Genomic DNA, 20,919 nt, shown 5'->3' with positions numbered 1-20,919 from the left:
TCCAAATAAAATTTTCTGTGATTTGTATCGGAAATTAATTGGTCGATCGAGCTTTCTCAGATTTTCGGCGGGGCGGCACTTCGTTTTACTTATATCTTGCACCCTTTTCCATAAGCTTTTTAGGGACGGGCTCTCCTGCCCATCCCACAATCAAATTCACTCTTTGACAGAACAGGCCGGAAAGCCTGTTCTTGAAAATGGTGCAACCTATGAGTTTTACCTGATATCTTGCACCATTCTCAATTAGCCCTAGGGGCGGGTTCGCCAACAGCCTTAAAGCTTGCAAATAGGTTCTATAAACCCGCCCGACCCCACGAAAAATCCTCTTATTGATATTGCTGCAAGATGTCAGATGTAACCGAATTCAGGGGAATATATGTAGGTTGAGTGCTGTGTGCCTGCAAAAATATATCTGTGGATAGATGCAGTGTAACCTGTGGCAACTAAATTAGCGGTAATTTTTGAGGGCGACTGCGCTCGACCATCCAAGCGTTGCCTACCATGCAACGCTTGGATGGTAGGCAAATCCGGCAAAAAGTAAAGCAGACATACCAGCAACTTTGACTTTTTTTGACAGGATTAATCGATATTCAGGAAATAAGGGCAGGATTCCAGCGAATTCCAGCTTGAGACGAGCGACAAAGCAATATAGAATTAACAGGGGCATCACTACAAAAAAATAATCTGCCAAACGAGGTAGCAGTAGTTAGGAGCAAGCGAGATAAATTACTACATAGCTAGTTGTTTCTAGCCAGAAGCGCGAAACTATTTGTTCAACAGGGTATAGCTAAACTGCTGCATACAAGCAAGACTCCAGCGGTGCCGATTCCTTGGAAACCGACGAAAGTTAAGGAAAAACAACCGTACTAGCCAATCAAGTCAGAGCGGGGATTCACCCCTCAGCAAGAAGCAATAGACTTGATGAGAATTTAGAATTGAGATATGAATGCTCAACTGATGAAACCAATTGGTTTTTACATTTTTTTATGCCATTCACAACCCAAGACTTTTTTTGGCTTCACTTAAAGCCGCAGCCCGATAAAATTTTGTATCCGCTAATTAATATTTAAGTAAAAGGAATTTTTGTGAAAACGCTCAGTATCCTCTTAGTAGAAGACAGTCCCCTAGATGCCGAACTGATTGAGGCATATCTAATGGATGGCGGGCTCCAATTTTCTCTGGTGTGTGTGGAAAATCGAGAAGACTTTGCCACGGCGCTGGAAAAACAAAGTTTTGACATTATTTTGGCAGATTATATGCTGCCTTGTTTTAACGGGATAGCGGCACTGGAAATCGCCCACACTACTTGTCCGGGAGTGCCTTTTATTTTTGTTTCGGCTACTTTGGGCGAGGAAGTGGCGATCGAAACTTTGAAAAGCGGGGCTACTGATTATGTTCTCAAACGCCGTTTGATACGCCTGGTGCCGTCGATTCAGCGGGCGCTGCGCGAAGTTCAAGAACGGAACGAGCGCAAGCAAGCGGAAGCACAGCAGCAGGAGAGCGAAGCTCGATTTCGGATTATGGCGGATACCGCGCCGGTAATGATTTGGATGTCGGACACTGACCAACTTGGCGATTACTTTAACAAAGTTTGGCTGGAGTTTACCGGTAGAACTTTGGCGCAAGAAATGGGCACGGGTTGGATGGAAAGCTTGCACCCAGATGACTTGCCAGAATGTCTGGATATTTACCAAAAAGCCTTCGACACTGGCAGCGAGTACCGGCTCGAATGCCGCCTGAGACGCTATGACGGGGAATACCGCTGGGTTTTGGGTACGGGCGTACCCCGGTACAGACCCGATCGCACTTTTGCAGGTTACATCGGTTCTTACATCGATATTAGCGATCGAAAACTGGCAGAACAAGAACGCGCTGCCGCTTTGTCCCGCGAACAAGCAGCGAGGTTGCAAGCAGAAGAAACTGCTAAAGCGCTGCAATCGGCAAACGATCAAATTACTAACATTCTCGAAAGCATTACCGATGCTTTTATCGCTGTTGATTTAAATTGGAACTATACCTATGTCAACCACCAAGCTATTGAGCTGTTAGGCAGACCAAAAGCAGAACTGATTGGTAAAAAAGTTTGGGATATATTTCCCTGGGCTGTCGATTTACAGTTTTACAAAATGGCGACCAAAGCACTAGCAGAAAAGGTAACGATCGAGTATGAAGAATTCGTGCCGCTATGGAATAAGTGGTTGAAGGTGCGTTTTTATCCTTCCGATTCTGGTTTGTCGGCTTACATCCAAGACGTTAGCGATCGCAAGCACACAGAATCTGCACTTCAAGCTAGCGAAGAAAAGCTGAGAATGTTAGCCGAAGCTAACTTGATAGGAATTATCTTCGGGGATGTTAACGGCGGTATCATTGAGGCAAACGATGAATTTTTGCGGATAGTTGGTTACACGCGGGAACAGTTGCAGGGCGGTGAATTAAACTCGATTGATATCACGCCGCCGGAGTACCAGTCTCTCGATAAGAAGGGGATGGCAGAGGCACAAGCAACGGGGGCTTGCACTCCCTACGAAAAGGAATTCTGGAGGAGAGACGGCAGCCGGATTCCGGTGTTGATCGGATATGTTTTGCTGGCCCAAAAGCGGCAAGAATCTGTGGCTTTTATTCTCGATTTGACGGTTGGCAAGCAGTTGGAAAGAGAACTGCACGATCGAGCCCAGGAATTGGCGCGGGCGAACCGGATTAAAGACGAGTTTCTCGGAACTTTGTCCCACGAATTGCGAACGCCGCTGAATGCGATGCTGGGATGGGCGCAACTGCTGCGAAACCGCAAGTTTGACGAAAAAACGACTGTTCGGGCTCTGGAAACGATCGACCGCAATACACGATCGCTGGCAACTCTGATCGACGATTTGCTGGACGTGTCGCAGATTATTACCGGGAAACTGTCGCTGAATTTGCGGTGGGTGGATGTGATTTCGACTGTTGAGGGTGCGATAGATACTCTCGCGCCCGCGATTGCTGCCAAAAATATTGAAATTGTGACGGATTTCGACCCAACTACCGGGCGGATTTTTGCCGATTCGGGCCGCTTGCAACAGGTAGCCTGGAATTTGCTGTCGAATGCGATTAAGTTTACTCCCGATGGCGGACAGGTGAGGGTGGGGGTGCGAAAGATGGAGAGGACTTTGGACTCTCAGGAATCCGCTTGCTGCAAAAATTTGTCGCCCGCTAGTGTCGAAATTGAGGTCAGCGACACGGGACAAGGGATTTCAGAAGAGTTTTTGCCCCACGTTTTCGAGCGGTTCAGCCAAGCTGACAGCTCTATAAGACGATCGTACAACGGATTGGGTTTGGGCTTGGCTCTAGTGCGACATTTTGTGGAAATGCACGGGGGGACGGTGCAAGCCGAATCTGCCGGGAAGGGAAAAGGATCGAGGTTTTTAGTGAAATTGCCAATTCAACAGCTTCATTGCGACGGCGGATTGTCTGTTGCTGGACTCGGGGAGTGGGCGATTCCTCAAAGCAAGGCGCGAGCCCCTGTAAAGGAGTCTTTTGTCAGCAGCAATCTTTCTGGAGTGCGGGTATTGGTGGTCGATATCGACGCGGATTCCCTGGATTTTGCCTGTACAGTGCTCGAAGATTGCGGGGCCCAGGTGGAGACTGCTAGCTCTGGAAAGGATGCTCTGGAGGCGATTGAAAGGCTGAATCCGAATGTGTTGGCGATCGATATCGGGATGCAGGCCCTTGATGGAGAGGCTTTGCTGCAACAAGTGCGATCGCGGATGGTGGACAGGGAAATTCCGGCGTTGGCCTTCACGGCGGTTGGTAGGGTAGAGGAACGGGTACGGGCACTGCAGGAAGGTTTTCAAATTTATGTACCCAAGCCGATCGAGCCTGCTGAGTTGGTGGCGGTGGTGGCAAGTTTGGCGGGACGCCGGAAGGATTTTAGATTTTAGATTTTAGATTTTAGATTGACTCGGCGATGACGGATGTCGTAACTACAAACCAATTTTCTTGCATTCGAGCGATCGGATAATTCCTAGGACTAAGGCTAACTGGCACTAGATACTTAAAATTTAAGCTTTATTTGCGAGACTTGCCCGGTTGTCCTAATCCTGCCGAAAAACTTTTTTTAGTATTAGTTAGACTTAGAGCTAATTTGTCAAGTCCCGAAAGTTATGAATTTAATTTAGGTCACAGTGTGTAGTTTTTGATACTGATAGCAGTTTCTCAAAGGAATGCAACTGTAGACAAGTTTCAAACCCTGATAATCATCAGTAGTCGGACTTCTCAAATCTCAAATCTCAAATCTCAAATCTCAAATCGATAGATTCTAAGGAATGAGAATTAAATAACTTCCACAAGATTGTGGGACGGGCGGGACGCCCATCCCACAATAACAATTAAAATTGTAAGTTATTAAATTCGCGATCCTAAGTTACACTTAACCTAATTTGTCATACCCCAAAAGTTATAAATTTAATTTAAGTCAAAGTTTTTAGCTTTCGATCGCAGGTGCAGGGACGATCGCCCATCACACTATCTCCTCAAATATCAAGTTCAGCAACCAGATGCTTCATGAGAAAAATATGCGGCCGGCGTAAATGCTTCTAACACGCCTCTATTGCCCGCCCTGCAAAGATTTTTGGTTTTTTGGATGTGGACTTATCGCCCGCTTCCCACTATCTATGGCTAGATACCAATTGCACCCGACCGGCATCCATTTCATCCATTAATAACTCTAAAGCCTCATAATCAATATCCGAGATGTACCCCAAACGGGTGAGCTCGTAGTTGATTTCGTTTTCAATGTCAGGCGTCAACTGCTTAATGTAGAGGGCTTTTTCTACAAGTTGACGAATAGCATGAGTTGCTTGCATAGTAAGTCGGAGAACTCCGTACATTTTTATTCTCCTCTGAAGTGTCTAGCAAACAGGTGATCTAGATCAGAACTCACAAGTGATTTAAATTACAATGTTCAGTTTTATCTAACAGCTAGGGCCAAGTCGATCGCAATTTTTATAGTTACCAAGACTCAACCTGCAGGTATCAATAAAAAATAGTATAGTAGCTTACGTTTCCTCCCCAAATCTTATGCAAAACTTCATAAAAAAGAGTCAATAAATAAAGATTCAGTAAAACTACTGACAACAACTGGTCAGTTTGCCTCGGATTAAGTTAGGCTCAGAGGAATCAAGTAGGTTTAGGCTTACATCCGTCCAGCGCAGTAGTTGAAAATACGTAGCAATCATAGGTTTGACATATGCAGACACTTCTTGCCCATAAACCAATTACGGTGATTCGACCCCTAGACTACCTGAATGCAGCCACCTGCGGAGAATTCGGCGTACAACTAATGACAGCAATTGCAGCCCCCGGTGTTGTATCGGTACTCGTAGATTTGGACGCGGTAAAATTTATTGACAGTGCAGGTTTGATGGCATTGGTTTCGGGCCTCAAGCAGGCGAAAAAAATGGGGCGCAGGTTTAGTCTTTGCTCGGTATCCCCTGGGATTAAGATGATTCTGGAACTCAGCCAACTGGATCGAGTGTTTGAGATATTTGAAAATGTCGATAGCTTTGAAGCCGAAAACTCCTGCGTAAAACAACACTGATAGAGCCTCCTGGGCGACGAGAACAGGCAAAAAAACACAGCAAATTCGGTTAAATGCCCGAAAAGACAGACGACTGTCGTTGGCGTGTTGGCAGATTTTAAGGTAGGCTGCTTAAGAGTCGCAACTATTTAGCGAGTCGAGCCGTGGCAGTAAAAGTCGAAGAATTACTTACAGCAGAGATTAATCAGCCTGCTCGTTATCTGGGAAACGAATTGGGGGCGACGCACAAGCCTTGGGACGCGGCGTCTTTGCGCTGGGTTCTCACTTACCCAGAAGTTTATGAAGTTGGTGCTTCCAATCTGGGGCACATCATCCTTTACAACATTTTGAACGCAGGGCCGAGACAGTTGTGCGATCGGGCTTATTTGCCCGCCGCCGACTTGGCAGCAAAACTGCGATCGACCAAAACTCCGCTGTTTGCCGTAGAATCGAGGCGATCGCTCACAGAATTTGATATTCTGGGCTTCAGCCTCAGCTACGAACTCGGAGCCACAAACATTCTGGAAATGCTGGATTTAGCCGGCATTCCCCTAACTTGGCAAGAAAGAGCGACCAATCCCCAAAACGGTCAAATGCCACTGATTTTTGCTGGCGGGCAAACGGCAACTTCCAACCCCGAACCCTACGCAGACTTTTTTGACTTCATCGCTTTGGGAGATGGAGAAGAGTTGCTGCCAGAAATTGGCTTGATTTTGGCAGAAGGCAAAACAAATAATTTGAGCCGAGAAGCATTGCTGCTGGATTTAGCGCAAATTCCAGGCGTCTACGTCCCGCAATTCTACGATATGGCGGCCGACGGTTCCGTTCATCCCAACCGCCCGCAAGTTCCAGAACGAATTCTGCGCCGCGTGGCAACTCCGATACCAGCTTATTCGATCGGCCTGGTTCCCTACGTCCAAACAGTACACGACAGGCTGACAGTAGAAATCCGCCGGGGATGCACTCGCGGCTGTCGCTTCTGTCAGCCGGGAATGCTGACTCGCCCCGCGCGCGATGTCGAACCGCAGCAAGTCGTAGAGGCGATCGAACAGGGGATGCAAGCCACCGGGCACAGCGAGTTTTCCCTGCTTTCCCTCAGTTGTTCCGACTATCTGGCACTCCCAGCAGTCGGCATGGAAATCAAAAATCGCCTGAAAGATAAAAATATTTCTCTGTCTCTACCCAGCCAGCGGGTTGACAGATTTGACGATAATATTGCCGACATTCTCGGCGGTACGCGACAAGGCGGTTTGACTTTTGCGCCGGAAGCTGGTACTCAGCGGATGCGCGACATCGTTAACAAAGGTTTGACCAACGAAGAATTGCTTCGGGGTGTCAAAACTGCGGTCGATCGCGGCTGGGATAAAATCAAGCTGTATTTTATGATCGGTTTGCCGGGAGAAACAGATTTTGATGTTCTCGGCATCGCCGAAACAGTCCGCTGGCTGCACAGGGAATGCAGGATCAATGGCCGGCGGGGACTGAATTTTAACTTGACAATTTCTAATTTTACCCCTAAGCCTCACACTCCTTTTCAGTGGCACTCGGTTTCTACTGCTGAGTTTTCCCGCAAGCAAAAACTCCTGAAGGAAGAGTTTCGGGGGATGCGGGGCGTCAAGGTGAATTACACTGATGTGCGGATTTCGGCAATGGAGGATTTTGTCGGACGGGGCGATCGACGTTTGGGCGCTGTAGTCCGCCGCGCTTGGGAACTTGGCGCGGGTATGGATGCGTGGTGGGAAAGCTTGGATCAGGCTTACAAAGCTTGGACTCAGGCGATAGATGAGTCGGGCCTTACCTGGAAATACCGCCAAGTCGAAAGCGGCGAGTGGAATCTTTTTGATAAGGAAGAGGAGCACGACACGGATGCGGACACGGATACACGGATGAATTTGACGGCGGGGGCGGGCACGGGGGCACCGCTTCTACTGGATCAACCTTTGCCTTGGGATCATTTAGATACGGGAATCGACAAAAACTGGCTGAAAATTGACTTGCAAAAGGCTTTGGAAGCAGCGACGGTTCCCGACTGTTCCTTTGAAGGGTGTTCGCGCTGCGGGGTTTGTGGCACCGATTTCGGACACAATGTGGTTGTGGATGCGCTGCCAATTCCTGAGTTTGCTGGGGAGTTTGTCCCGAATACGGAGCGGAAACAGCGTTTGCGGGTTTGGTTCGGGAAGGTGGGCGATATGGCTTTGGTTGGTCATTTGGATTTGATCCGATTGTTCGATCGAGTAGTCCGCAGAGCCGATTTGCCGATTTCGTTTACCGGCGGGTTTCACCCGAACCCTCGGATTTCTCTGGCAAATGCTCTGCCTCTGGGTGTTACCAGCACTGGGGAAATTGCCGACTTTGAGCTCACTGAGTCGATCGATATTGAGAGTTTTCGGGAAAAGTTGGGGGCTAAGCTGCCGGAAAATATTCCGATTTACAAGGTTGAGTCGATCGATCTTAAGGCTCCTTCTGCTAACCAGTTGTTAGAAGCAGCGGAGTACGTGATTACTGTGGCTTTAGGGGGTTCGCTGACAGAAAATGGCGAATTAGACCATGAAAATTCTGCTCCTGTCTCCGTGGCTCCTGATGCCAACTGGGAAGCTTGGGTCAAGACGATCGCCGAAACCGAGGCTTTTTGGCGGGTGCATACTACTAAGTCGGGAAAGACGAAGGATGTCAATTTGCGCGATCGGCTGCACAAACTAGAACTTGTAGAGCACAAACCCGACAGCAGCACATCTGCTAGGGGTGCTACATCCGAAGGTAGAGCCGTCTTGCGGTTTACCGGCAGTTGTCGCAGCGATGGCAACTTGCTAAAGCCAGAACATATTGTGTTCATGCTCGAACAAGTCAGCCAGCAGGAAATTCAGCTTCTACAGGTTGAGCGTAGTCAGCTAATCCTGGGTTATGGTTAAAATAGGGAAGCCGCGGTGGAATATTTCACCTTCGGCTTTCGATCGGGATGTGTCGTTTCACGCTATAATCGCTTGTTATGGAAGCCGCGGTGGCTCGAGCGCTTTAGTCGCTCGCCGCCCTCGTCAACCAGCAACGCGGGCTGGGTGCAATTTGCTTCTGTTCAAGACTTTAAGCCTTTTTGTTGTACATTCACGGGCTAAATCTAGCGCCAAACCCGCCGGAGCGGGGTCTGAACCAAATTTAGCGATTAATTTCGATCGACTGGTTGTCGGTGGTCGGCTTATTCAAAAATTTTACGGTTCAAACCGCAGAGCGGGTATTCAACAATAAATGTTTTTGGCGGGTCAAAAAACGGAGATAAGCCCCCGACTTAAGTCGTGGAGAACCAAAAATTTTAGACTTTAGATTAAAGTTCCAGCTCCCAGATTCATCTGTGGAGTAAATCTAAAATCTAAAATCTAAAATCTAAAATCTAAAATCGACTGACCCGTCAAAAAACGGAGATAAGCCCCCGACTTAATTCGTGGAGAACCAAAAATTTTAGATTTTAGACTCTAGTTCAATCTCCTAGATTCATCTGTGGAGTAAATCTAAAATCTAAAATCTAAAATCTAAAATCGACTGACCCGTCAACAAACGGAGATAAGCCCCCGACTTAATTCGTGGAGAACCAAAAATTTTAGATTTTAGACTCTAGTTAAATGTCCCAGATTCATCTGTGGAGTAAATCTAAAATCTAAAATCTAAAATCTAAAATCGACTGACCCGTCAAAAAACGGAAATAAGCCCCCGACTTAAGTCGGAGAGAACCAAAAATTTTAGATTTTAGACTCTAGTTCAATCTCCCAGATTCATCTGTGGAGTAAATCTAAAATCTAAAATCTAAAATCTAAAATCGACTGACCCGTCAAAAAACGGAAATAAGCCCCCGACTTAAGTCGGAGAGAACCAAAAATTTTAGATTTTAGACTCTAGTTCAATCTCCCAGATTCATCTGTGGAGTAAATCTAAAATCTAAAATCTAAAATCTAAAATCGACTGACCCGTCAACAAACGGAGATAAGCCCCCGACTTAATTCGTGGAGAACCAAAAATTTTAGATTTTAGACTCTAGTTAAATGTCCCAGATTCATCTGTGGAGTAAATCTAAAATCTAAAATCTAAAATCTAAAATCGACTGACTAGGTTTTAGGGTTGGCAGGGGCGGAGGTTGCAGTCGAATGCCAAGCTGCGGTATGTTGAGTGCGATCGCACAAGAATTCAACAAAAGTCCTTACGCTTTCACTCCTACCTACTTTCCCTCAAAACCAGCCCTCAACCACCACGCAAGCGGAGTTATCAGTTCGTAGTGTTAAGTTGTGTGTTAAGAAATTAGTACGGTGTCAATGAATTTATTCGCGCTCGTTCAAAGGAAGAGTTGTAAGTGTTGAATTTTGAGTATTGATTTCGCAATTGTCAACTCAAATCTCAATATTGCTAACTCGATAAAAGCCTCCTTATTTCTATCTCTCAGATTTATCTGCTGAGCATAACTCATAACTCTGTACGGGCGGGTTTAACTACTTTATCTGTAACAGTTAACAGTGAACAGTCAATAGTTAACAGTTAACAGTGAACGGTCAACAGTTAACTTTCTTTCCACCCTGCACCAACTCACAGCTAATAACTCTTCAAGCTACTACTAATTACAGTCTAAGTCAGAGGCACTATGAGTGCGTAAGTGTCTCTAACTTGCTGCCAGTTTTTTGAGGAAATTGAATGACAAAGCAGATAGTTATAGCAGAGCAGCATCGCATTGCTGCCGTATTTTCAGAAGATCAAATCCAAGAACTTGTGGTAGCCACAGGCAGCCACCAAGTCAGTGACATTTACTTGGGAATTGTTGAAAATGTACTCCCTGGGATAGATGCGGCCTTCGTCAATATTGGCGACCCAGAACGTAACGGGTTTATGCACGTCACAGACCTCGGCCCGCTGCGCCTTAAACGCTCGGCAGGAGCAATTACAGAACTCCTGACCCCCCAGCAGAAAGTGGTGGTACAGGTAATGAAAGAACCGACGGGCAGCAAAGGCCCCCGGCTAACAGGCAACATTACCCTGCCCGGCCGCTATTTGGTACTGATGCCCTACGGCAGGGGAGTCAATCTCTCGCGGCGGATCAAGTCGGAAGCCGAGCGCAACCGCCTCAGAGCCCTGGCTATTTTGGTGAAACCGGCCGGGATGGGGCTGCTGGTACGCACTGAAGCTGAAGGGATGACTGAAGAAGCCATCATGGAAGATTTGGAAGTGCTCCAAAAACAGTGGGAAGCTGTTCAACTCGAAGGCGGTACTTCGCGGGCGCCGGCACTGCTCAACCGGGATGACGATTTTATCCAGCGGGTGCTGCGGGATATGTTCAGCGGTGACGTGAATCGGATTGTGGTGGACTCGCAAAATGGAATTAAGCGGGTGAAGCAGCAGTTGATGAGCTGGAACGGTGGTAAACTTCCTGCGGGAGTTTTGATCGACCACCACCGAGAGCGCGCCTCGATTTTAGAATTTTTCCGGGTTAACGCTGCGATTCGAGAAGCCCTCAGACCAAGGGTTGATTTGCCTTCGGGTGGTTATGTGATTATCGAGCCGACTGAGGCGCTGACGGTGATTGATGTCAACTCTGGCTCGTTTACTCGATCGGCCACGGCTAGGGAAACGGTACTCTGGACAAATTGCGAAGCAGCCACGGAAATTGCTAGACAACTGCGGTTACGCAATATTGCCGGGGTGATTATTGTTGACTTTATTGACATGGAATCCCGCCGCGATCAGTTGCAGGTGCTGGAACATTTCAATAAAGCTCTCAAAGCTGACAAAGCTCGACCGCAAATCGCTCAACTGTCGGAATTGGGGCTGGTAGAACTGACTCGCAAGCGCCAAGGTCAAAATATTTACGAGTTGTTCGGCCACAGTTGCCCTACTTGCAGCGGGTTGGGTCATCTGGTGCACTTGCCGGGGGAAGAAGACTTCGCCGCAGCGGTGCGGGAATCGGGCGATCGCACTGTTGCTACGTCGAACCGCGTTTTGTTGAATTTGCCAGAAGGATTGGAACGTCGCAGCTTGACGCCTGTGGCGGCTGCAACTTCTGCCCCGGTGCGGGAAGAACGCCCCCCCGAACCTGCTAGGGCTGCTTGGGAGCCTCAAAGCGAAAGTTTGGATTTTGAGAGCGGCAGCAACGCATCGCCTTTGGACTTGCTCAACCATCCCAGCTATCAGGATTTGGGGAACGGAACTAGACGGCGCCGCCGCCGCCGGATTGGCGAAGAGCCTTTTGCTCTCCCGGCGGAGGAGGAACCGGTACGTAGCAAGTTGCGACTGCCGAATACTTCGAGCGCGCCCGTTGCGGATACGCGCTCTGAGTATCTGGCACCCCCCGGCATCCGGGCGGCTTCGGAGGGCTTCGGGCTGGTGAATATGGCTACTGTTGGCAGGCGCGAGGATTTCGAGCGTGTGCGTCCGGCTAAGTCTGAGTTGATGAAGCCGATGGTGGAGCCTCCGGAGGTGATTTCGGTGGAAATGACGGCGGAGGAGCAGGATGTTTATGCTCTGATGGGGGTTTCTCCTTTGGTGCTTACTGATCGCAGTGTCAAAAATCCTAAGAATGCGATCGTTTCGGTGACTCTCCCCGGAGCGGCCCCGAACAAGCCGCCTTTCGAGCAGCTCGAATTTGAATTTGAAGCGACGACGCCTCCCCAGAATGTTGAGGATGAGGAACGGGATTATTATCCAGAAAGGTCGGTAGTTGAGCCTGTTTTTTCTGAGGCCGATGATGATGATGATGATGATGATGATGTCCAAATTTATGGCGAGAGTTTGATCGACGAAACTGATGATTTTGATCGGATGGAGGAACCCAGTGATGTGATGGACGAATCCCAGGAGCCGATCTCACTCAATGAGCCGATCTCACTCAATGAGCCGATCTCACTCAATGAGCCGATCTCACTCAATGAGCCGCTCCAATCCCCTGAGCCGCTCCAATCCCCTGAGCCGATCGAATCAAGCGAACCCGAGGAGCCTGCTATCAACCGTCGCCGGCGCCGTCGCTCATCTGCCCTTGTGGATGAATAGTTATGAAAGAAGAGGGAAGAGAGAAGAGGAAAGAAAGAAGAGGGAAGAAGGAAGAAGTTGAAATTTTTACTCTCTTCCCATCTTTCCATCTTCCCCTTTCCCCCTCTCCCTCGAATGCTCTGGTAATTGCGGGTGTGGATGAAGTCGGACGAGGCGCTTTGTTCGGGCCGGTGGTGGCTGCAGCCTGCATTTTGCCCGACGAAGTTCTCGATGAATTAGCAAGTTCCGGGGTTCGCGACAGCAAGCAGTTGAGTGCCACAGCCCGGAGTCGGTTAGCTGTGAAAATCCGGGCTGTGGCGGTTGACTGTCAAATTGGTGTGGCTTCGGTGCGGGAGATCGATCGCCTCAATATTTTGCAGGCTTCTTTGTTGGCGATGAAACGGGCGATTTTGAAGTTGAAGGTGACGCCGGATTTGTGTTTGGTTGACGGGAATCAAAGGATTCCCAATTTGGCGATCGAGCAAGAGACGATGATTAAAGGTGATGCGCGATCGATTCAGATTGCTGCAGCTAGTATTGTGGCGAAAGTTTGGCGCGATGAATTAATAATACGTTTGGCTGTTAAGTATCCTGAATATGACTTGACAAATAACAAAGGATATGGAACAGCTAAACATAAATTGGCTTTGGAACGCTGCGGTGTATCTGTCTTTCACCGATTATCATTTAGCCCTTGTCAAAAATAGTTAGTTGTATCTGAAATGTTGCACCAATGTCAATAAGCTTTTATGAACAGGCTTTTCGGCCTGTTCCACAAAGAGTGAATTTCCTTGTGGAACAGGCCGAAAAGCCTGTTAAGCGAGAATGGTGCAATATCTCAGTTGGATCTCACATCTTGCACCATTCTCAACTAGCCCTTGCATTTTGTCCCAAAAGGTGAAAGAAAGGGCGTAAAAACAATCAGGTAGGTCAATGTTAACCATTCGTGAACGAACCTGACTGTCAACGGATTACCGTTAGACCGCAGGCTTCTTTTTCCTTTTTTGCAAAGGCTTTTTATAGTGAGGTAGTTCCACCCCCACTTGCTAATATAGTACCAGAGTATTTCCAGGTTATCAAGAGGTATAAAAGAATAATTGTCGCTTTGGGTACCTACACCCGACGAGCCTTTCATCACGCGGGCGTAATTCCCAACGGGGTAAGGGGCGCAGCGCTCAGATTAATCCCCTCTAAATATACGTCCGGGACTTCCCGGCTGGTAGTTAAACAGTAAGTACCAGTATTATTAGTCGCTTTCTCAATCATTACCAATGGTAAGTGCGGGCAGTAATTCGAGTTGAGATCAAAGCCAGGGTTTTAGTAATACAGAACATAAGCAAAACTTCTCTATTTAACTGGTTCCCAAGCTCTGCCTGGGAACCGATGTAAGCGAGGCTCTGCCTCGGCCCAGACTATGGAGGCTCTTCCTCCGGATATGCGTTACCAGGCTCTTCCTGGTAACGAGTATAATCATTTAGGATTGCTATAGTAATACAGAACATAAGCAAAACTTCTCTATTTAGGGTTCCATACCCACGGTACCTTACCGCTTTAGTCCGAGCCAGTTTTATGAGGACTTTAGTCCTCACTAGAAACCGCGACTCGTTATCTCGATACGATCGCCCCGATCGCACTTTAGGATTGTTTGATTGGTTGTTCGATCGGCAACTCTATGATAAACTCGGCTCCGTGACCGAGTGCAGACACGCAGCTAAGTTTGCCACCGTGTTCTTGGACAACTTTGTAGGAAATGGACAGGCCTAAACCGGTGCCTTTGTCGGCGGGTTTGGTGGTAAAAAAAGCCTCGAATAACTGCTGGGAAACTTCTTCTGGCATACCGGGGCCGTTGTCAGAAATCCTAATTACAGCATTAGAGTTTTGGACTTCTGTCCTAATTTTAATCTTGCTGCGGTTAGCTTTGACTTCAGCAACTGAACGCCCTTCGTTGTATTCCTCGATCGCGTCGATCGCATTTCCGATCAAATTCATAAATACCTGATTGATTTTCCCAGCATAACACTCAACCAAAGGCAAATTTCCATAGTCCTTAATTACCGCAATTTCGGGATAGTTACCTCTGGCTTTCAGGCGACTTTGCAGAATCAGCAACGTTCCTTCAATGCCTTCGTGCAGGTTAACTTTGCTCATTTGAGAATCATCTTTGCGGGAGAAATTTCTGAGCGATCGCACGATTTCCCGAATGCGATCGGCCCCAACCTGCATCGAAGACATTGCTTTCGGCAAATCTTCTAACAGAAAGTCTAATTCGATATCCTTAATTTGAGCTTGAATTGCTGCCGGCGGCTGCGGGCAGTGCTTCTGGTACATATCGAGCAAATTCAGCAAATCTTCGGTGTAGTGGCCCACGTGGACGAGATTGCCGCAGACGCTGCTAACAGGATTGTTAATTTCGTGAGCAACACCGGCTACCATTTGACCGAGAGTAGACATTTTCTCAGTGTGAATCAGTTGAGCTTGAGTTTGCTGCAATTCGTGCAAAGTATTTTCGAGTTGAAGTTTTTGTTGGGTTAACTCTGTTTGCGATCGCCGCAAAGCTTCTTCACTGCGTTTCTGCTCGGAAATATCAGTAATTAACCCTTCTAAAGCTATCAATTCTCCCGAGTCGGAAAACACTCCCAAACCTTGCTCCCAAACCCATTTTAATTCGCCATTTTTAGAAGTAATTCGGTAATTTAGCTGATAGGGTCGATTTTCTTGTAAAGCAACTTGCACGGCATTCCACAAATTCTCGCGATCGTCTGGGTGAGTCAATTCCGATATAGAAACTTGCCGAGTGCCGATAAATTCTTCAGGAGAATAGCCGGCTAACTGATAGCAACCTTCGCTGACAAACTCCATACTGCGATCGGCATCGTTGCGAAAACGGTAGGCCATTCCCGGCAAATTGCTCATCAGCGTCGCCAAGGCCCGCTGGCTTTCCCGTAGGGCTTCTTCGGCGTGTTTGCGATCGGTAATATCCGTCATCACCGCCAGCATACAGAGTTCGCCGTCCAAATTAATCAACTCTGCTGACAGCAAACACACCACCACCGATCCCGACTTCATCCTAAACTCACATTCCTGATTGCGAACAACACCTTGTTCGTGTAAAATTTGCCTAAAATTCACTCGATCTTCCGGTCTTACCCAAATATTTAACCCCGGTACTGTATTCCAGGTCGTTTCTTCTAAATCATAACCAGTCATCAACAAAAAACTATCATTAACTTCAATAAAACGACCCTCAGCAAAAGTAGTAATAATCATCGGATCTGGGCTTGAGCGAAAAGCCTTAGAAAACTTTTCTTCCGATAAACTCAACTTTTTAATAGCCTCTTCCAACTGACTTGTCCGCTCTTTAACCCGGCATTCCAATACCTCATTAGCCTGCTTCAATGCTTCCTCAGCCTGCACCCGATAAGTGATATCGCGCACCACGCCTTGCAGCCCAATTTTGCCGCCGATATCCATAGAAGTTAGCAGCACTTCCGCCGGAAACTCAGAACCATCCAAACGACGGTGTCGCCAGTCAAAACGGCAATTTCCCGATCGCAAAGCCGTATTAATTCGCTCTTGAGAAAGACTCATAGAATCTTGTCCGTCCGGTTGCAACGGCGGGCTGAACTCCGAAGGATGCTTGCCGCAAAACTCCGACTCAGTGCTGCATCCAAATAACTTTAAAGTAGCCGGATTGCAATCCAAAAAACCCTCTTCGTCTAGCAGCATTACCGCATCAGTCGTCGATTCGTACAAAGTGCGAAACTTTTTTTCCGACGCCTGCAAAGAAGCAATCAACTGCATCTTTTCCTCAGCCGCCCGCTTTTGCTCAGTAATATCCTGCATTACTTGAGAAAAGCCCTGCAACTTTCCCCTTTCATCGCGCAAAGGAGTAACAATAATATTCGCCCAAAATCGCGATCCGTCTTTGCGAAGCCGCCAGCCTTCATTTTCGTATCTACCTTCGGCCACAGCCCGGATTAATTTTTCTTTGTGCTTGCCGATTTCAATATCATCTTTAGTGAAAAAACACTCCGAATTATTGCCAACTATTTCATGAGATATGTATCCCAAAATGCGTTCTGCACCAGAATTCCAGCTAGCTACATACCCATCTGGATCTAACATAAATATAGCGTAATCCTTAACCCCTTCTATTATTAAGCGCAGGCGTTCTTCGCTTTCTCGAAGTGCAGATTCTGCTTGCTTGCGCTGAGTGATATCTTCTACAAAACCTTCGTAGTAGAGCAATTTCCCTGATTCATCGCAGACAGCCCGCGCATTTTCAGCGATCCAAATTATTGTTCCATCTCGGCGATAAATTTGCGACTCAAAATCTGATACGATGCCCTTTTCTTGCAAAGCACAAACAAACTGATCGCGGCGATCGGGATTGACGTAAAGCTGATCGCTAATATCAGTCAGACAGCCCATTAATTCTTCAGCAGAATTATATCCGTAGATGCGAGCCAAAGCTGGGTTAGCGCTGATGTAGCGACCGGATTGGGTTGTTTGAAAAATACCCGACACAGCATTTTCAAACATACTATAATATTTTGCTTCCATTTGGTGCAGTGCCTCCGCGACATTCAGGCATTCTATTGCTTTATTTCCTAATTTTTGATTTCCCACTTTTGAATACCCTGCTCTTGTGTGTGAGTTGAATATTTTTGCTCTACCGCCTGTTAAAATTTAGCCGTTAGTTAGGCTGAAAGATGGTGTGTCGCAACCGGAGACGAGTGTGTTTATTCATCTGTCCTACTGGGCGGTTAGTTGTTAGTGATTGCTGAAATTTTAGTCGATCGGGTATTTATTTGAGGCTTGACTGGCTGTCACGATCGCATTGGCACATCGATCGGCCTGCGGTGCAGGTGTTCGAGCAAAACCCGCTCCTTGAAATCTCCTTGAATATATTAGCAGTTGAATACCCTGAAATAAGTTAGTAGCAAGGATGTTGTTACAATAAAAGGCCGCGACTTCTACAACCGCAAGAGTCTATTTTTAGGATTTGGGTGAGAGTACGATCGACTCTTACCCGAAGCAACTAACCCACTTGCAAGAGCTAAACGCTCGCTGTCCTTGCTGTCACTCGATTGGAGATTTGAGATTTTAGATTGAAGTTGACTCCACAGATGAATCTGAGGTTCTCCTAATGTCTAAAATTTTTTGCTCTCCACAACTCCTGTCGGAAACTTTTATCGCTCTTTGGGTGCCCTGAGTTACTGTTAAGTATTATTGCTGATAGATCATACAGCAGACTACTGGCAGTTGGGAGCATCTCATATTTGTAAAAACACTTCTTCTGGCTCCTTCCTTCTTCCTCTTCCCTCTTCCCTCCTGCCTCCTGCCTCAAAACTCCTGCCTCCTGTCTCAAAACTCCAATTTCTAGCTTGCCTGCTTTCATTGAGATGCTCCCTGGCAGTTTTACGATTTGGGGTTTCTATGTAAAGTTGGCACAACAATAGGGTAATTGTTGTATCAAAAAATTCATATTCTGCTACTGCGGGCGGAAAAATTCTGTAGCGGTGCTGGCATTTGGGCAAAAATCTGGGCCCGATCGCGCAAAATGTGGTCGGCAAGTCTGGTAAAATCCCGATCGATTCTCAGTTTGGCCACAAAGCTCGATCGAGCTAAATTTGACTAGAAACTAATATTAATGACAGATTCTCCTCTACTAGCAACGCCAGAGTTATCCCCTGCTTCAACCCAGACGCCGGATTCTCCTGTGTGGCCAGCCCTCCTGCAACAACTATTAGACAGACAATCTCTCTCACGCGCCCAAGCAGCCGACTTGATGCAGGGATGGCTAGCCGAAGCTATTCCCCCCGTCCTCTCAGGAGCCATTTTAGCGGCCATCCAAGCCAAAGGCATCTGGGCCCCAGAATTGGCAGGAATGGCTCAGGTATTGCATTCTCAGTCGCTTGCAGGCGAGTCGGAGAGCGTTTTCAATCCCAAATCCTCAATCTCCAATCTCAAATTAATTGATACTTGTGGCACAGGCGGCGACGGCGCTTCCACGTTTAACATTTCCACTGCTGTAGCTTTTGTGGCCGCCGCGGGCAAAGTTCGAGTCGCGAAACACGGAAATCGCTCCGCATCGAGCAAAGTGGGTTCTGCTGACGTGTTGGAAGCACTGGGAGTCAACCTCAACGCCGATCCCGCGAAGGTAAAAGCTGCGGTAGACTCTGTGGGCATCACCTTTTTATTTGCGCCTGGGTGGCATCCCGCACTTAAGGCTGTAGCGCCGATCCGGCGCACTTTGAAGGTGCGGACTATTTTTAACCTTTTAGGGCCCCTTGTCAATCCTATGCGCCCTACAGGGCAGGTAATCGGGGTGTTCGATCCTAGTCTGATATCAACTATTGCTCAAGCTTTGGGCGAGTTGGGGACTGAGTTAGCTGTAGTCGTTCACGGCAGAGAAAAATTGGACGAGGCGGGTTTGGGTGATGTGACTGATTTGGCGGTTTTGTCGGATGGCAAAGTGGAACTCACTACTTTAGACCCGGAAAAGGTAGGATTGACACCAAGTGCGATCGGCTCCTTAAAAGGCGGAAATGTTGAGGAAAACGCCGAGATTTTGCGGAACGTTTTACAAGGCAAAGGTACGCCCGCACAAATGGATGTTGTAGCTTTGAATGCGTCTTTGGCTTTTCAGGTGGGAGGCGCAATTCCTATGGGCTCTCACGCAGCAGGAGTTTCTATGGCTAAGGACATTTTATTGAGCGGTGAATCTTGGTTGAAGTTGCAGCAGTTAATTGAGTTTTTGAAATGAAGTCAGTTGTCAGTTGGGAGTTGGGAGTTGGCAGTTGACAGTTGTTATATCATGTTCGGTCGATTGACCGTGATTCCTGTAGGGGCGGGTTCACCAGCAATAGTCGCCAAAAACCGACAATCTCAAAAACCCGCTTCGACTATGTATGATGCGCGATCGATCGGACATGATATTAGTTGTTAGTTGACCCGAAAGCAGTTGGTAGTTGTTAGGAAAGCAGTTGCTATAAATAACCAGTAATCAATAACAAATAACAACTAACAAATAACAACTAAGGAATGAGAATTAAATAACTTTCACTCTTGAAAGTGGGATGGGCGTCCCGCCCGTCATGAGTGGACGGGCGGGACGCCCATCCCACAATAACAATTAAAATTGTAAGTTATTTAATTCGCGATCCTAACTGCTGACTTCTGTTTAAGACCGCGATCGAAATTCAATGACATCTTGCTTAATAGTCACATCTTTATTACCAAAAAAGTCGTGACCCAACAGTCCGATATCTAGGGATGGCGAGATGGCAACAACTACATTGTTAACCGCTAGACCACCTGCTTCCATAGAACTCAGGCGACCGAGGGGAAAAGTAGCCACTCCGTTGGGAGTTTGTGCTTGCACTGTTCCCTGGAGAACAACGCCCAAGGCTTTAGCCATTGCTGGTGTAATTACTGTGCCACTAGCTCCAGAATCTACCATCATCTCGAACTTTTGTTTGCCGTTAAACGTGACTTCTATGACCGGGATATTAGCTGCTCGGCGTTTGATTTTTGCCTGAAACACTCCCGACTTTGCCGCCGCCGAAGTGGTGGGCGTCAATGCTTCGGGGAGAAAACCGCAGACTGATTGGCTGAGGTTGAGGGTTCGCCCTGACGAGCTCCGCATGAAGCATCCCTCACTTTCTTGAGCCACGGCTGGCGAGGAGTTGGCAACACTTCCTAGTAAAATTGAACTGCTTAGAGAAATAACCCCTGCTAAAACCAGTAAAGGTGGGCGCAGGTTTTGAGGGATCGGTAGAGGCTTTTTTGAGTTTGAGAGTAAAGGCAAGGGAGATTTGCTGGCCATAGTTTGATTAAACGCTTTAGCTCGATCGTAACAGCGACAACTGCCTTTTGGTATAGATATAGAATTTCCGCCCGCCTCCTAAGCTGCTGGCAGATAAATTGCTGGCGCAGGGGGAGATGAAGAATTTGCACTTAGGATCGCGAATTAAATAACTTACAATTTTAATTGTTAAGCTGTTGTGCATTTAAATAGAATGTCAAAAAACAATCTAATTCTTGTGGGGTGGGCCGTCTAGCCCGCCCTGAATATGCAATTTAAATGCGTGACAGCTTATTGTGGGATGGGCGTCCCGCCCGTCCACTCATGACGGGCGGGACGCCCATCCCACTTTCAAGAGTGGAAGTTATTTAATTCTCATTCCTTATAGCCCTTGATAAGCGGGCATAGGGCATAGGCCTCCGTGGGCATAGGGCATAGGCCTCCGTGGGCATAGGGCATACCTCACCAAGATTGAGAACTGCTGTATGGCTGCTTGTTGATTATCTCCGGCATAAGTGCCTTGGTTTTGCGAACCCTGGCACAAATTAAAATAATATCTGTACAT

General features: G+C 47.4%; 13 protein-coding genes. 9 read left to right on the top strand and 4 right to left on the bottom strand.

Annotation, left to right across the window (positions count from 1 at the left end; genetic code table 11):
- Nucleotides 1-1,085 precede the first annotated feature (1,085 nt).
- Nucleotides 1,086-3,914, top strand: coding sequence for a PAS domain S-box protein (locus tag QT973_RS00900; RefSeq protein WP_333058301.1), 2,829 nt, complete (start codon nt 1,086-1,088; stop codon nt 3,912-3,914).
- A gap of 726 nt (nt 3,915-4,640) precedes the next feature.
- Here the strand turns inward: QT973_RS00900 and QT973_RS00895 are convergent.
- On the bottom strand, nt 4,641-4,838 hold the full coding sequence (locus tag QT973_RS00895) for a hypothetical protein (RefSeq protein WP_333058304.1): 198 nt from the start codon (nt 4,836-4,838) through the stop codon (nt 4,641-4,643).
- Between the two features lie 383 nt (nt 4,839-5,221).
- Between QT973_RS00895 and QT973_RS00890 the strand changes: the two genes are divergently transcribed.
- The 5 genes from QT973_RS00890 to QT973_RS00870 all read left to right on the top strand — a co-directional run bounded on the left by QT973_RS00890 (nt 5,222) and on the right by QT973_RS00870 (nt 13,251).
- Nucleotides 5,222-5,572 (top strand): STAS domain-containing protein, encoded by a 351-nt coding sequence (locus tag QT973_RS00890; protein ID WP_333058300.1) that lies wholly within the window; start codon nt 5,222-5,224, stop codon nt 5,570-5,572.
- A gap of 143 nt (nt 5,573-5,715) precedes the next feature.
- Nucleotides 5,716-8,460, top strand: coding sequence for a TIGR03960 family B12-binding radical SAM protein (locus QT973_RS00885; RefSeq protein ID WP_333260670.1), 2,745 nt, complete (start codon nt 5,716-5,718; stop codon nt 8,458-8,460).
- 1,221 nt (nt 8,461-9,681) lie between these two features.
- Nucleotides 9,682-9,810, top strand: coding sequence for a hypothetical protein (locus QT973_RS00880; protein WP_333058298.1), 129 nt, complete (start codon nt 9,682-9,684; stop codon nt 9,808-9,810).
- A 409-nt stretch (nt 9,811-10,219) separates the two neighbouring features.
- Nucleotides 10,220-12,565, top strand: coding sequence for an Rne/Rng family ribonuclease (locus QT973_RS00875; protein WP_333058297.1), 2,346 nt, complete (start codon nt 10,220-10,222; stop codon nt 12,563-12,565).
- A gap of 2 nt (nt 12,566-12,567) precedes the next feature.
- Nucleotides 12,568-13,251: a ribonuclease HII gene (locus QT973_RS00870; RefSeq protein WP_333207648.1), complete on the top strand. Its 684-nt coding sequence runs from the start codon at nt 12,568-12,570 to the stop codon at nt 13,249-13,251.
- Between the two features lie 928 nt (nt 13,252-14,179).
- Here the strand turns inward: QT973_RS00870 and QT973_RS00865 are convergent.
- Both QT973_RS00865 and QT973_RS00860 read right to left on the bottom strand, forming a co-directional pair.
- Entirely contained in the window at nt 14,180-17,173 is a 2,994-nt protein-coding gene (locus QT973_RS00865) for a PAS domain S-box protein (RefSeq protein ID WP_333058295.1), read from the bottom strand.
- A gap of 517 nt (nt 17,174-17,690) precedes the next feature.
- Nucleotides 17,691-17,945, bottom strand: coding sequence for a hypothetical protein (locus QT973_RS00860; protein ID WP_333058294.1), 255 nt, complete (start codon nt 17,943-17,945; stop codon nt 17,691-17,693).
- Between the two features lie 66 nt (nt 17,946-18,011).
- Between QT973_RS00860 and QT973_RS00855 the strand changes: the two genes are divergently transcribed.
- The 3 genes from QT973_RS00855 to QT973_RS00845 are packed head-to-tail and all read left to right on the top strand — an operon-like array spanning nt 18,012 to nt 19,496.
- On the top strand, nt 18,012-18,185 hold the full coding sequence (locus tag QT973_RS00855) for a hypothetical protein (protein WP_333058293.1): 174 nt from the start codon (nt 18,012-18,014) through the stop codon (nt 18,183-18,185).
- 12 nt (nt 18,186-18,197) lie between these two features.
- On the top strand, nt 18,198-19,313 hold the full coding sequence (trpD, locus tag QT973_RS00850; protein WP_333058292.1) for an anthranilate phosphoribosyltransferase: 1,116 nt from the start codon (nt 18,198-18,200) through the stop codon (nt 19,311-19,313).
- Nucleotides 19,314-19,319: 6 nt separating this feature from the next.
- Nucleotides 19,320-19,496: a hypothetical protein gene (locus QT973_RS00845; protein WP_333390313.1), complete on the top strand. Its 177-nt coding sequence runs from the start codon at nt 19,320-19,322 to the stop codon at nt 19,494-19,496.
- 234 nt (nt 19,497-19,730) lie between these two features.
- On the opposite strand, the gene QT973_RS00840 is transcribed toward QT973_RS00845, so the two are convergent.
- Nucleotides 19,731-20,375, bottom strand: a complete 645-nt coding sequence (locus QT973_RS00840) for a retropepsin-like aspartic protease (protein WP_333057153.1) — start codon at nt 20,373-20,375, stop codon at nt 19,731-19,733.
- Nucleotides 20,376-20,919: the final 544 nt, after the last annotated feature.

It is taken from the genome of Microcoleus sp. Z1_A1 (assembly GCF_036700305.1).
In the GTDB taxonomy this organism is placed as follows: Bacteria; Cyanobacteriota; Cyanobacteriia; order Cyanobacteriales; family Microcoleaceae; genus Microcoleus.
The sequence above is the reverse complement of the archived record's forward strand: the minus strand, read 5'-3'. Positions and strand labels throughout refer to the sequence as shown.

Excerpts from the sequence above, each read along its gene's own strand:
- QT973_RS00895 (WP_333058304.1), bottom strand. The coding sequence starts at position 4,838 with ATGCAAGCAACTCATGCTATTCGTCAACTTGTAGAAAAAGCCCTCTAC.
- QT973_RS00890 (WP_333058300.1), top strand. The coding sequence starts at position 5,222 with ATGCAGACACTTCTTGCCCATAAACCAATTACGGTGATTCGACCCCTA.
- QT973_RS00880 (WP_333058298.1), top strand. The coding sequence starts at position 9,682 with ATGCCAAGCTGCGGTATGTTGAGTGCGATCGCACAAGAATTCAACAAA.
- QT973_RS00875 (WP_333058297.1), top strand. The coding sequence starts at position 10,220 with ATGACAAAGCAGATAGTTATAGCAGAGCAGCATCGCATTGCTGCCGTA.
- QT973_RS00870 (WP_333207648.1), top strand. The coding sequence starts at position 12,568 with ATGAAAGAAGAGGGAAGAGAGAAGAGGAAAGAAAGAAGAGGGAAGAAG.
- QT973_RS00860 (WP_333058294.1), bottom strand. The coding sequence starts at position 17,945 with ATGAAAGCAGGCAAGCTAGAAATTGGAGTTTTGAGACAGGAGGCAGGA.
- trpD (WP_333058292.1), top strand. The coding sequence starts at position 18,198 with ATGACAGATTCTCCTCTACTAGCAACGCCAGAGTTATCCCCTGCTTCA.
- QT973_RS00840 (WP_333057153.1), bottom strand. The coding sequence starts at position 20,375 with ATGGCCAGCAAATCTCCCTTGCCTTTACTCTCAAACTCAAAAAAGCCT.